An 11,970-nucleotide genomic window follows, 5' to 3' on the forward strand; every position below is an offset into this window, starting at 1 on the left:
CCAATCTTGCAAGCAGGAATATCGTGTTTATCAGGAATTAGCACAAGCTTTTGGTAAAAATGGTATCCAAGCATTGATGATTGAGAATGTGTTACCGCAACTGGAAGCCGAGACAAATCAACTCCTTTCGCGGCTGAGTGGAAATCAATTTCATGTACAATTTATTACTCAAAAAGCTGGACGTAGTGCTAAATCAACCAAGAAAAATGCCAAGCTGATAGACACCTTAGATATTTTAATCGCCGATTCTAGAGGAACGCGAGCTTATGAAACTTACTCTGGTGGGGAAGCTTTTAGAATTAACTTTGCTATCCGTTTGGCTTTGGCGAAATTATTAGCGCAACGGGCGGGGGCGGCTTTGCAATTGTTGATTGTGGATGAAGGTTTTGGTACACAGGATGCCGAAGGATGCGATCGCTTGATTGCAGCGATTAATGCGATCTCCTCCGATTTTGCTTGCATCCTCACTGTCACTCACATGCCCCACCTCAAAGAAGCTTTCCAAGCCAGGATTGAAGTGAATAAAACTCAAGAAGGTTCGCAGTTAAGTTTGTCAATTTAATTACGGGCGTTGCTGAATTGAAGTATGAATCCGAATGTAGAGACGTAGCAGTGCTACGTCTCTACAAGGATTTTGGTATTATGCAAAATCATTTTCATACATGGAATCAGTAACGCCTAACTACGAATTACGAACTATGAATTACGAATTAGTTAATTGTATTTTACCCGTGCATCAAGACCATAAGAGCGGAGCATTTTTGATAGTGTTTCTGCTTGGGCGCGATCGCTAAATGCCCCAGCATTCACATAATCCCCTAAATGGGATTGTTCCGTGACAGCATCGGGTATATATTGTTGCACTTTACTCAGAGTATCATTATTGGAAATTGGCACTATTACTCTGTAGGGATTATTAGCAACTAATGTGTTGCCATTACTTACAGGTACAACGTAGCCATTAGGAGGTGGTAATACATAGCGATTAGTCTGAGGTACTACGTAGTCATTAGTATCACGATATACATAAGCGTTATTGTCAGTATAATTGAAATTATCTCCTTGATCGCCTACAGTCAAATAACTTCTGCTTGGTTGTTGAGTAGTATATCCAGGTGTTGAGGCTCTACGCACTGACTCCAAAACTTGTGCATTGGCGATGCCATCAACAGGTAGGCGATAATCTCGCTGGAATCGAGTGACAGCTTCTCTGGTTATTGGGCCAATATTCCCAGTAGCAGCAGTATTAAAATAACCTAGCTGCCGCAAACGCACTTGTAATTCTTTCACTTGTTGAGTAGAGAGCTTTGATCTGCCTGGAGTCGCAGAGGAACCCAGTAATGCGTTCCAAGTTTGTTGATTTACAATCCCGTTAGCAGATATGCGATAATTTCGCTGGAATGCAATTACAGCATTTCTAGTCATTGGGCCAAAATTCCCAGTGGGATTAGTATTCAAGTAGTCTAACTGCCGCAAACGCTGTTGTAACCTTGTTACGGCTGCACCAGTTTTGCCTTGAGATAAGACAGGATATTGACCACCACTGGTATTCCTGCTAAAAGTTCTACTTTGACATGCTCGTTGCAAGGCTCTTTGAGTACTAGCACCTACAACACCATCAGCAGCGATTCTATTGGCTTGCTGAAATTTGATCACAGCATTCTGAGTCAAGCTAGCAAACTTGCCACTCACCGGGCCGTTAAAGTAGCCTAACTTTTTTAAACATCTCTGACTACTGCTAACTTCAGCGCCATTACTTCCTATTTTCTGAAGTGCTAAAGCTTGTCCAGCGATACTCAGCAGCCCCGTAATCAGTGCTACAGACAAAAGACGCATCGCCGCACCACTAGATAACTTTTTCAAATTATTGAATTTGAAATTAGCTACGCTAGGAACAACCTTGACGCTTTCGGATGCCTCGTAGACTGAGGCAAGCTTGGTTAAATAGCTATTTAGCCGTGTTTCCACTTGTTTTTTTCAAGTTATGACTACACCTAATTATACGGCTTGCTCTGTGTTGTGTTGGTTTTGTGTATGGTTCTTTACAAGTAATTAACCAGAAGCAGGGGGGAGGGCAGCTGCTCTTGCAAGGGTTTCAGAGTAACTAACTTTATTTATGGAAAAGTTGTAAATTATTGTTATCGCTCTGGTTGTTCTGTATCTTCTGGTTTTTCATCAACTTTTTGAGTATTACCTGCTTTCACCCAACCTTCTTGTTCGCTACCTTCCAAACGAATCTTTTGCCAAGATTTATCTTGGTTTTCTTCCAAGATAATAATTTTTTGATTAAAAGTTACCCCACCAATCTTTTCAGCTTCTTGATTTGGTTGCGATCGCAAACTCAAGCCTTCACGCCAACTAACACGCCCTTGGTAAGCTCCCGATGGCAATGGTTTTGGTGATGGGGTAGGCTTTGGTGATTCTGTGGGAGTGGAGTTTGGACTTGGAGACGATTCAGCTTTTATCCCAAGTGTAAGGCTGGATTTACCTCCTTTAGGCTCAGTTGCTTTGGGAGCTTGGGCCTTCACCGAGGGACTATCGTTGGAATAAACGGGTTTCGCAGGGGGTATGCCAGTGCGATTGAAGAAATAGAGTCCAATTGCAACACCGCCACCTATAAGCACAGCGATCGCTAAGAAAAACCCAAGTATAAACTTTATGAAGCCAGACAACATATTTAAAACCTGATCACCAGTGGTCAATAGTCAATAGTAATTCATGATTAACTGTTGACTATTGACTAACAATTATTAACTAACCAATTATTGTACCTACTGCTGAATGCGTTCACGTAGTGCGCCGGAGGCGTTCGCTTAAAGGATTGTGTTTAGATGCTAAACGCGCTCTCCCAGCAGCAGCCCATTCTTGGAGTTGCTGAATTTGCTCTACAGCAGTTCGTGCCAAGGGGATGATCTGACTGGCTGCTTCTAAAATATCATCAGTAACAAAGTCGCGGTTTTGGCTAAATCCAATGTGCATCGCTTCAATTAAAGTTTGCTCAATTTCTGCCCCAGAAAAATCGGGCGTTTCATAAGCTAACCTTTCAATGTCATAACTTTTTAAGTTATGGGGGCGCAATCGGGATAAATGAACGTCATAAATTGCTTTTCTCTCTTCTTGGGTGGGCAATCCCACAAAGAAAATTTCATCAAATCGCCCCTTACGGAGCATTTCCGGGGGTAAAGCTTGGATGTCGTTGGCAGTGGCGACGACAAAAACGGGTGAGCTTTTTTCGGCTAGCCAGTTTATAAAAGTACCAAACACACGACTGGCTGTTCCGGCATCACCTTTGCTACCAAGTCCGGCAAAAGCTTTATCTATTTCATCAATCCACAAAATACAGGGAGCGAGAGCTTCAGCTACTTGGATCATTTGGCGAGTGCGAGATTCTGATTCACCCACCAAACCACCAAATAACCTCCCCACATCCAAACGTAACAAGGGTAAATGCCAGTGATGAGCGATCGCTTTTGCCGTTAACGATTTACCAGTTCCCTGAATACCCACCAACATTAAACCACGGGGGTGCGGTAATCCGTACTGTCGTGCCTTATCAGTAAATGAACCTCCCCGCCGAATCAACCAATCTTTCAAGTTATCCAGTCCGCCAATATCAGAAATTTGCTCAGTGGCAGGGTAGAAGTCCAAGATTTGGGTTTGGCGGATAGTTTGGCGCTTTTCTTCCAAAACGAGATCCACGTCTTCTGGTCGCAATTCTCCGTGGGTAGCGATCGCTCTTGCCAAAACCCGGCGAATCCTTTCCATAGAAAGCCCTTGGCAAGACAGCACCAAATCATCTAAAACTTTGCCAGAAAGCGAGTTCCCAGTACTTTGTAGTAAGCGTTCTACCTCAGTTCTAATTTCTGGGGCGGCAGGTAAGGGAAACTCGACGACTGTTAGAACTTCGGTTAAGTCGTCAGGAATGGCGATGCGTGGTGACAGTAGGACAATATTTTTTGGTTGCGACTTGAGAAGTCGAGATAGATTGCGGAGTTTGCGAGCGATCGCAACATCATCTAAAAAGCGATGATAATCTCGGAGAATCAATACCGCAGGTGCGGAAGCTGGTAATTTTTCGATAAATTCTAAAGCTTGCAACGGGTTACGTCGCCCAAACCCAACATCATTAGGGTTTCCTTGGTAGCCATCGACAAAATCCCAAGTATACACTGGGCGATTACCCTGGTTGGTTGCTTCTTCCCGGATAGCTGCTTCTACCCGTTCCTCTTCATAGGTGGGAATATAAATTAAAGGGTAGCGGGCGCGTAGCAGCAGTTTAAACTCTTCACGGAAGTTCATATTTAGCTGTGGTTATTTGTTCTTCTCTCATTGTTCAGGTTTGTATCGCCTCTAACAACTAAAAAAGCAACATCTAGCAATCTATAGCGGTTACAACTGCGATCGATCCTCTGTTGTGGTGGGTATAGTTGAATCATCTGTCAGGATAATCAGATGGTTAAAATTACTCACTTTTTTACAGACTATTATCAAAATTCTTAAAAATTGGATGTAAACATTGTTTCTCGCTGGCAAATTCAGCCTAATTTTGCTAAGGTTTGTTACTGACTATTTTCCAAATTAAGCAAACAAAGTATATGTCTAAATGTTACATTTGTGAATACGAAATTAGTCCAGACAATCTTTACAAAGAACATATAATACTTAATTCAATAGGAGGCAGGCTCAAATCATCATCTTTGATTTGCAACGAATGTGCTCCACACTTTGATGCCATAGATGCTGCTCTTGGTAAACAGCTAAATACTATAGGTTTAGTTCTTGACATCAAGCGCGATAGATATAAGAATCCATACACTAAAGCAAAAATAGTTAACACAGGGGAAGAGGTATCTTTAATTTCTGGTGGTAAAATAGCACCGATTAAGCCAACTATTGATGTGAGATACGATGAAGATAATATCTATCTTTCTGTCTCTACTAGAGATGAGAATCAGATGAAAGAGGTGCTTAAGGGGCTTAAACGTAAGCATTCCTGGATTGACGTTCAGGAAATGATGAGTAATGCAATCAAGCGACAAGAATTCATTGATAGTTCTATTAAGTATCAACTCACATTTGGAGGAGATGAAGCATTTCGAGCTATCTGTAAAATGGCAACTAGTTTCTATATTTACAAAGGAGGGGAGCGAAATAATATATCGCACTTAATTCCTTATATAAGAGATGGTCAGTTAAATAATACTGTTTGGCACTATCATCCAGAAAATATTACTAATTACAATTTAGAAAATATAGAAGTTTTACATAGTTTATTTGTTGTAGGTAATCCTAGTGAAAAAATACTATATGCTTATATCGAGCTTTTTAGTACCTTAAAGTTTCTAGTATTACTATCAGATGCTTACACAGGGAAAGAATATCAAGAATTCTATTCTTTTGATGTTATAGGTCAAAAAATTAGAGATAAAGTAATTGAAATTAGTCTCACTAGAGATGAAGTTTTGAAAGTTATACAACTTCGAGAGAATAACTTGCAGCAAATTCAGAATTCTTTGAGATGCCTATTTAAAACCATAAATAATAAGCAAATTTATGAGAGCTTCAGCAAAGAAGTTGAAAATGTTATAGAAAATTTCTTCAAAGATATTCCACAAGATACAGTTTTTACTAAAGAAATGACATCAGAATTAACTATAGAATGTACTGATAAAATTGCTGCTTTGCTTCACGACAAAGGATTTTTTAATCAAGAGTAGAGTTTATAGGGAGTGTTAGATACTCTAGATAATTCATACTCAGAAATAGATAATCAATTGCGCCGTAATACAGCAAACGGCGCATTAAATATCTACCCTGGAAGTTGCTTTTTTAGTGCTTCCAGAGAAGCCCAACGGTTATCAACTGGAGTTTCAGAACTATCAGAACTCTCAACAGTAGTATTTACAGGAATACCTGGACAATTCCTACTGCACAGTTGGCGCAGAGGTACTGCCAAGCACATTTGCTCATACAGCCATTCGTTGGGATAAAAATAACCATCGGGCGGTAAGGTTTCCAGCAACTCTTCCATAACTACTTCTCTTTCTAAGGGCAAGTCATTTACTTGATTTGCAGTTTCGTCTAACCAGATGACTTCCTTCGTATCAAGCCCTAAACGTCGATTGTATTGCTGCAAACAGCGATTGCAGGTACAAGTAATAATTGTTTCTGCCTGAGCGGACACTTCCAGGTAATTGCCATGATGCTCCACGCGCACATGACCGCGAACTGGTGTCAACGTTTCCAGACCAGGCAAAAATTCCTGAACCTGAACTTCCTCTGTCCGCTCCGGGGCTTTAGTTAGCTGCGGAATAAAAATTGCGTCCATAGGATTTGTGAGACATCCTCACTAAGAATTTATCTTCATTACCAGCAATAATACTGATACTACATCTTTATTTTAGGCAACAAGAGGAATTTTGAAATTATATAGTTATGAGTTTTCAATTAACTCCTAACTTTGCCAATTTTAGATTTTGAATTTTGGATTGAATAAAAAATCTAAAATCTAAAATCCAAAATTGAATGACTTCTAACTCCTAACCCCTTCCAACGAAGCTGGACAGACAACCAGATGACGATGTGGCTCTTTACCGCGACTGAAGGTTTCTAAATCTCCAAATTCCTTCAAGAAGGTATGAATTTGCCGCCTTTCAGCAGAACTGAGAGATTTGATTTCCACTTCTCTACCAGAAAAGCGCACTTCATCGGCTGCTGCTTCTGCTAATGCGCGAATTTCGGCTTCTCTTTTGACCCGGTAGCCATTCAACTCAATGGTGTAAGAGGCTTGTTCCTCTGGGGGTTGGCTCAGGTTTAAAACCGAATTTGCTAGATACTGAATCGCATCTAACACAGAACCATCAGCACCAATTAATACCTGGATTTGTTCTGTCGTCAAATTAGTTTGGTCAATTGTTAACCAGTAATTATCTGGTTCTGGGGAATCGCCGTCTTGAGATTGGGCAGTTTCTAAATGACCCTGAATCTCAGCAGGTATTCCAGTGAGTTCCAGCAGGGATTTTAACCACTGTTCACCTCGCTGCATGGGAATGTTGCTCATGATCCCCCTGTTGCCTTTTTCTTGGCACTTTTTGGTTCAAATGGCAATGCCTTTTGTTCTGTGACTACTGCTTCTTTCTCTTGGGTTGCTACGATTTTTTGCAGTTCTTCTGGTAGAGGTTCGCGGGAGAGAAGATAAGTTTGTGCAGTTTGGAAAATATTACCAATCACCATATACATCAGCACCCCTGCTGGTAAGGGGAAGAACAAAAACATCCCAGAAAAAATAACTGGAGTGACTTTGTTAACTGTATCTTGCTGCGGATTACCACCACTGGAATTTTGCCCAGAAAGCATTTGGCTAACATAAAGGCTTATTCCAAAGGAGACGATCATAGCGACGATATCCCAGTGGATTGTGCCATCTGGATCAGTTGCGCCAACCCTACCTAAGGCATCAATAAATAGAAAGCCTTTGTCTGCTGCTAGTCCAGGAATTATTCCTTGAATAGTCACTTCTCCGGGCTGCAATGCTTCTACATTGCCTTGGGCATCAATTTTTATTCTATCTTCACCTTTGGTGACTTTCCAATCAGGAATGAGCTTATTTTCTGGGTGTTCTTCTAAGAGTACTTGAAATGGTTTGCCCTCAACGGTCTGATATTGGATCTTAGTTTGTTCTCCCACCGCTAGTTTGTTACCACTAGGAAGGATGGCAGCTACCTTAACGTGTTCTCCATCAGCAACGTAAATATTTTGAGGAGCAGTGGCAAAGGCTTGCGGTTGAATTTGTTCGATTTGTGCTGCGGGTAAGATTTGCAGATTAACGCTGTAGTTAGCACCTGCAAAAGGCGAACCCCGCAAAGTTGCAAACAGAGCTAATAAGACCGGCATTTGCACTAGTAATGGAAAACAGCCTGCCAAGGGGTTGCCAAATTCTTTTTGAACATTGACCATTTCCTCCTGCTGCTTTTGCGGTTCATCCTTATAGCGCTCTTTGATTTCTGCCATCCGCTTCTGCATCAGAGGTTGTACAATTCGCATCTTCCGCATGTTGCGAATTGAGCCAGCACTCAGGGGATAGAGCGCGAAGCGGACTATCAGGGTCAAAGCAACGATCGCTAATCCGTAGCTAGGCACAATACCATAGAAGAAATCTATGATTGGCAGCATCACGTTGTTCGAGAGAAAGCCGATACCAAAATCCATTATTCTGAATTCAACCTGAGGTACTGTAAACTGAATCTAATTTATCTAAATCATAAATTATGTGCGACTACCCTTCGCTACGGATAGCCGCACATCCAAAAAAAGGGGAGTGGGGAGTGGGGAATTGGGAGTGGTATGTAGTTTTTGGTAAGCAGGAAGTTCTTAACTTTGGATTTTATCTGAGTAAATCTTGCATTCCCTACTCCCTACTCCCATCACTTGTTAGCAGCAGCGCTATATTCTGGATTTTTCGCAGCAATTCTTTCGTTGATGTAGTCATAGACTTCCCGAAACTTGGGAATTGCCCGTAATTCGAGACGACTGCCGTTTCTTAAGGTTAGTACCATATCTCCCCACAAGCCAATGCCACGGGGGACTGTGACGACTTTGACTATTTCTGAGTAAATTATGTCAGTGCGATCGCGCCCCTGCCAACCTCCGATCACAGTAATTCGGCGATCGGTGATGCGGAAACGCAGCCACAATGCCCTGACAATTGCCCCGACTGTTAATGGTATCCCGACAATAGTTAGCCCAATCAACAGGTTGACAATTAAATCCCCACGATGGGGGCCACCTTCATAATAAACATCTTCACGAATTCCCATCGAACACCTCAGCTTGTGCCAACAACTGCTCTAATTCTTGCAGAAATTGTGGGCTTACGCACTTAGTTTCTGCTGCTGTGGGTTTGACAATGAACACTAGCCGCCATCCTGGTGATAATTTAGGCAGCAAGCTATGTAAAGCAGAAGTAATTTGCCGTTTGATTCGGTTGCGAACCACTGCCCTTTTGCTTACTTTTGTGCTTATGGAAATGCCAATCCGCGTGCTGACAAGATGTGCTGAGTCAGTTGCTTGTGTAGTCTGGGTGGCAGTGGACAAAGAAGGTTTTGTTGAACATAAAGGCTTTAAGGCTCTCAATGTTAAATAAGAGCCATGACGCCGAATCCCTTCCCGAAAAACTGCCTGGAAATCCTTGCGGGATTTTAGCCGATTTGCTTTAGGCAAAGCCACAGATGCTCTTTTAGCTTAGATCCGCCCTAAACGCTTAAACGGTGACGCCCCTTTCTTCTCCTGGCGCTAATCACGTTCCTGCCGTCTGGTGTCCGCATCCTAGCGCGAAAACCAGAGGTTCTTTTTCTCTTACGGCTAGTGCCGCCTAGTGTTCTTTTCATACTCTTCTCCTCTTAGGTGATTTTTATAAAAACTCACAATCTCTAATTGTATTACTTTATTAGGGAATAGGGAATAGGGCATTGGTTATTTCTCCCCCTGCTTCCTCAGCTCCTTCATCTCCCCACTCCCCAAACTTAATTGATGCTCAAAATCCATGTTCCCATGTAGCGCAATAGTGGCACATCGCCAGGCGAGAGAACTTGACAGCGAAAATAGTAAACTCCGCCGAAGGCTGGGTTTTTCACGTTAGATAAGACTACCTCAACTGCACTACCTGCTGGTACTGGCTCTTGGGGAAAAATATTAATTAGCTTACCTTCTTTATCCCACTTCACCTCAGAAAGCGCAACTGCTTTACCTTTGACTCGGACTTCAATTTTTTTCTGGTCAAAAGTTCCTTTGTAATAATCAGGGTAAGTAATGGCAAATTGACCAACAGCCAGTTTCATTTTTTGGGATGGAATCCTTAATATGTATCGATCCCAACCATTGGCTTGTCCACCAAAATCTAACCTAAAGGGCAGCTGATTTTCTTGTTTCACACCGCTAAATAGCGTAAATCCAGGTAAACTTTGCGCCCAAGTCAAGGCTGGTAATCCAGTAACCAAAAAGCTAGTCACGGCTAAAGCAGAAAGTAAACGTCGCATAATCAGGCTTCCTCTACCAAAATATAAATCTGTTATCTAAAATAACTGTGTGTTAGTATTCGTTACTAAACTTTACTACTGACTTCCTGACAATTGACGTTCAATAACAAAAAAAAGTGCCATCCTCACTGACCTTTGGACTACAGCAAAATTACTTAGTTATAAATTTACCATATACTCGATTTACTTGATTACCCTTACAGAGTAATGATTTGATGACTAGGTTAGTCAAATTTTGAACCAAGTATAAACACAGTCGGGATTGGATTATGTTTCCAAATATGTATAAGTGTATCTAAATTGGAGAATTTTGTTATAAAAATTGAGGCGTGCCATCAGCGATCGCCAGTTAACTTAGGCTAAATTAATTATAAATAAGTTGGAATCAAAGTCGTAATCATTAAAAGTTGATTGGGAAATTATCGAGCTTCAAAATTTGGTCAATATTACTCTATAAGAAAGGAATACCAGAATTTCTCAATCCCGAAAACAAGCTGAAGATAAAGATGCAAAATTTGGGAATCAATTTAGGATGTGCAATACGTAACCCTGTTTGCAACTATCTGAAAATATGACATCTGCGAACGGCAAAGTCAGGCTTTGCCTGGACAGCTAAACAGTGGAGAGGAAAGTTTCAAGGTTCAATCTACAAGTAAAAGTCGTGGCTGATTTTGCCGCTTAAGTACTATGAGTGCGAAATGCTCTCATCTAGACAATCGCTTACTTGGCAGAAATTAGGTATTTATCTTCAGGAGATTTCATGAGAATAGCAGTTGCTAAAGAAATTGAAGTTTGTGAACGTCGTGTGGCATTAATTCCTGACACCGTTACTCGATTGGTAAAACAAGGTTTGGAAGTTTGGGTAGAAACAGGTGCAGGAGAACGATCATTTTTTGCCGATTCTGACTATGAAGCCGCAGGAGCCACAATAATCAGTGATACTGCCAAATTATGGGGCGAAACAGATATTCTCTTGAAAGTTAGCCCCCCACAAGAGCGAGAAGATGGACGCTCAGAAATTGATTTTTTAAAGGAAGGGGCTGTTTTACTCAGTTTCCTCAATCCCTTGGGAAACCCTGTTGTAGCACAGCAACTAGCAAATCGTAAAGTTACAGCCTTGAGTATGGAAATGATTCCCCGTACTACCAGGGCGCAAAGTATGGATGCTTTGTCCTCGCAAGCTTCATTAGCAGGTTACAAGGCTGTATTAATTGCCGCAGCTGCATTACCAAAATATTTTCCGATGTTAACCACAGCCGCAGGTACGATCGCTCCAGCGAAAGTATTTATTATGGGCGCTGGTGTAGCCGGATTGCAAGCGATCGCCACCGCTAGACGTTTGGGAGCAGTGGTAGAAGCCTTTGATATTCGTCCCGCCGTCAAAGAAGAAGTGCAAAGCTTAGGGGCAAAATTCGTTGAAGTCAAATTAGAAGAAGAAACCGTCGCTGCTGGTGGTTACGCCAAGGAAATTTCTGAGGCTAGCAAACAACGCACTCAAGAAGTTGTGGCCGAACATGTCAAAAATTCTGATGTAGTGATTACTACCGCCCAAGTTCCTGGGAGACAAGCACCACGGCTAGTTACAGAAGAAATGGTGGCACAAATGAAACCAGGTTCAGTAATTGTGGATTTGGCTGCTGAACAGGGTGGTAACTGCGCTTGCACCGAACCAGGTAAAGATATTGTCTGGAAGGGTGTGACAATTATCGGCCCCATCAATCTCCCATCATCAATGCCAATTCACGCCAGCCAATTGTATGCCAAGAACGTAACATCGTTGATGCAACTGCTAATTAAAGATAAAGCTTTGCAGGTAGACTTTGGAGACGACATCGTTGATGCAGCTTGCGTTACCCACGCAGGTGAAATTCGCAATCAACGAGTGCGGGATGCGCTACAAGCTTTGAATACTCAACAACCGGCGGTTAATTAGGGA

The 11,970-nt window shown here is 41.9% G+C and carries 14 protein-coding genes; 3 read left to right on the forward strand and 11 right to left on the reverse strand.

Going from position 1 to position 11,970, the window contains the following annotated elements; all coding sequences use genetic code 11:
* A partial coding sequence (locus VE944_RS02555) for an SbcC/MukB-like Walker B domain-containing protein (protein WP_324971813.1) occupies nt 1-562 on the forward strand: 562 nt, incomplete at its 5' end.
* A 152-nt stretch (nt 563-714) separates the two neighbouring features.
* Here VE944_RS02555 and VE944_RS02560 read toward each other — a convergent pair.
* From VE944_RS02560 to VE944_RS02575, 4 genes are all read right to left on the reverse strand, one after another.
* Nucleotides 715-1,968: a peptidoglycan-binding domain-containing protein gene (locus VE944_RS02560; RefSeq protein WP_324971816.1), complete on the reverse strand. Its 1,254-nt coding sequence runs from the start codon at nt 1,966-1,968 to the stop codon at nt 715-717.
* Nucleotides 1,969-2,138: 170 nt separating this feature from the next.
* Nucleotides 2,139-2,675, reverse strand: a complete 537-nt coding sequence (locus VE944_RS02565) for an SH3 domain-containing protein (RefSeq protein ID WP_324971818.1) — start codon at nt 2,673-2,675, stop codon at nt 2,139-2,141.
* A 112-nt stretch (nt 2,676-2,787) separates the two neighbouring features.
* Nucleotides 2,788-4,299: an AAA family ATPase gene (locus VE944_RS02570; protein WP_324971821.1), complete on the reverse strand. Its 1,512-nt coding sequence runs from the start codon at nt 4,297-4,299 to the stop codon at nt 2,788-2,790.
* A gap of 2 nt (nt 4,300-4,301) precedes the next feature.
* A complete protein-coding gene (locus tag VE944_RS02575; RefSeq protein WP_324971825.1) occupies nt 4,302-4,436 on the reverse strand; it encodes a hypothetical protein in 135 nt (44 codons plus the stop codon).
* Between the two features lie 159 nt (nt 4,437-4,595).
* Here VE944_RS02575 and VE944_RS02580 point away from each other — a divergent pair, with 159 nt between their 5' ends.
* Nucleotides 4,596-5,717, forward strand: a complete 1,122-nt coding sequence (locus tag VE944_RS02580) for an HNH endonuclease (protein WP_324971828.1) — start codon at nt 4,596-4,598, stop codon at nt 5,715-5,717.
* 92 nt (nt 5,718-5,809) lie between these two features.
* On the opposite strand, the gene VE944_RS02585 is transcribed toward VE944_RS02580, so the two are convergent.
* From VE944_RS02585 to VE944_RS02615, 7 genes are all read right to left on the reverse strand, one after another.
* Nucleotides 5,810-6,328, reverse strand: coding sequence for a YceD family protein (locus VE944_RS02585; RefSeq protein WP_324971831.1), 519 nt, complete (start codon nt 6,326-6,328; stop codon nt 5,810-5,812).
* Nucleotides 6,329-6,532: 204 nt separating this feature from the next.
* Nucleotides 6,533-7,060: a Jag family protein gene (locus tag VE944_RS02590; RefSeq protein WP_324971833.1), complete on the reverse strand. Its 528-nt coding sequence runs from the start codon at nt 7,058-7,060 to the stop codon at nt 6,533-6,535.
* On the reverse strand, nt 7,057-8,208 hold the full coding sequence (gene yidC, locus VE944_RS02595) for a membrane protein insertase YidC (RefSeq protein WP_324971836.1): 1,152 nt from the start codon (nt 8,206-8,208) through the stop codon (nt 7,057-7,059). The genes VE944_RS02590 and yidC overlap by 4 nt, the downstream gene beginning before the upstream one ends.
* Nucleotides 8,209-8,423: 215 nt before the next feature.
* Nucleotides 8,424-8,816 carry a PH domain-containing protein gene (locus VE944_RS02600; RefSeq protein ID WP_324971839.1) on the reverse strand — a complete coding sequence of 131 codons (393 nt, stop codon included), beginning with the start codon at nt 8,814-8,816 and terminating at the stop codon, nt 8,424-8,426.
* The gene (gene rnpA, locus VE944_RS02605) at nt 8,803-9,225 is read right to left on the reverse strand and encodes a ribonuclease P protein component (protein ID WP_324971842.1); all 423 of its coding nucleotides are present in this window, start codon (nt 9,223-9,225) and stop codon (nt 8,803-8,805) included. The genes VE944_RS02600 and rnpA overlap by 14 nt, the downstream gene beginning before the upstream one ends.
* A gap of 26 nt (nt 9,226-9,251) precedes the next feature.
* A complete protein-coding gene (gene rpmH, locus VE944_RS02610) occupies nt 9,252-9,386 on the reverse strand; it encodes a 50S ribosomal protein L34 (RefSeq protein ID WP_094327629.1) in 135 nt (44 codons plus the stop codon).
* A gap of 135 nt (nt 9,387-9,521) precedes the next feature.
* Nucleotides 9,522-10,034, reverse strand: a complete 513-nt coding sequence (locus VE944_RS02615) for a DUF2808 domain-containing protein (RefSeq protein WP_324971851.1) — start codon at nt 10,032-10,034, stop codon at nt 9,522-9,524.
* Between the two features lie 760 nt (nt 10,035-10,794).
* Here VE944_RS02615 and VE944_RS02620 point away from each other — a divergent pair.
* On the forward strand, nt 10,795-11,967 hold the full coding sequence (locus VE944_RS02620; RefSeq protein WP_324971855.1) for a Re/Si-specific NAD(P)(+) transhydrogenase subunit alpha: 1,173 nt from the start codon (nt 10,795-10,797) through the stop codon (nt 11,965-11,967).
* Nucleotides 11,968-11,970 lie beyond the last annotated feature (3 nt).

Origin of the sequence: Nostoc sp., from assembly GCF_035638895.1 — a bacterium.
GTDB lineage: Bacteria > Cyanobacteriota > Cyanobacteriia > Cyanobacteriales > Nostocaceae > Nostoc.

Excerpts from the sequence above, each read along its gene's own strand:
- VE944_RS02565 (WP_324971818.1), bottom strand. The coding sequence starts at position 2,675 with ATGTTGTCTGGCTTCATAAAGTTTATACTTGGGTTTTTCTTAGCGATC.
- VE944_RS02570 (WP_324971821.1), bottom strand. The coding sequence starts at position 4,299 with ATGAACTTCCGTGAAGAGTTTAAACTGCTGCTACGCGCCCGCTACCCT.
- VE944_RS02575 (WP_324971825.1), bottom strand. The coding sequence starts at position 4,436 with ATGATTCAACTATACCCACCACAACAGAGGATCGATCGCAGTTGTAAC.
- VE944_RS02580 (WP_324971828.1), top strand. The coding sequence starts at position 4,596 with ATGTCTAAATGTTACATTTGTGAATACGAAATTAGTCCAGACAATCTT.
- VE944_RS02585 (WP_324971831.1), bottom strand. The coding sequence starts at position 6,328 with ATGGACGCAATTTTTATTCCGCAGCTAACTAAAGCCCCGGAGCGGACA.
- VE944_RS02590 (WP_324971833.1), bottom strand. The coding sequence starts at position 7,060 with ATGAGCAACATTCCCATGCAGCGAGGTGAACAGTGGTTAAAATCCCTG.
- yidC (WP_324971836.1), bottom strand. The coding sequence starts at position 8,208 with ATGGATTTTGGTATCGGCTTTCTCTCGAACAACGTGATGCTGCCAATC.
- VE944_RS02600 (WP_324971839.1), bottom strand. The coding sequence starts at position 8,816 with ATGGGAATTCGTGAAGATGTTTATTATGAAGGTGGCCCCCATCGTGGG.
- rpmH (WP_094327629.1), bottom strand. The coding sequence starts at position 9,386 with ATGAAAAGAACACTAGGCGGCACTAGCCGTAAGAGAAAAAGAACCTCT.
- VE944_RS02615 (WP_324971851.1), bottom strand. The coding sequence starts at position 10,034 with ATGCGACGTTTACTTTCTGCTTTAGCCGTGACTAGCTTTTTGGTTACT.
- VE944_RS02620 (WP_324971855.1), top strand. The coding sequence starts at position 10,795 with ATGAGAATAGCAGTTGCTAAAGAAATTGAAGTTTGTGAACGTCGTGTG.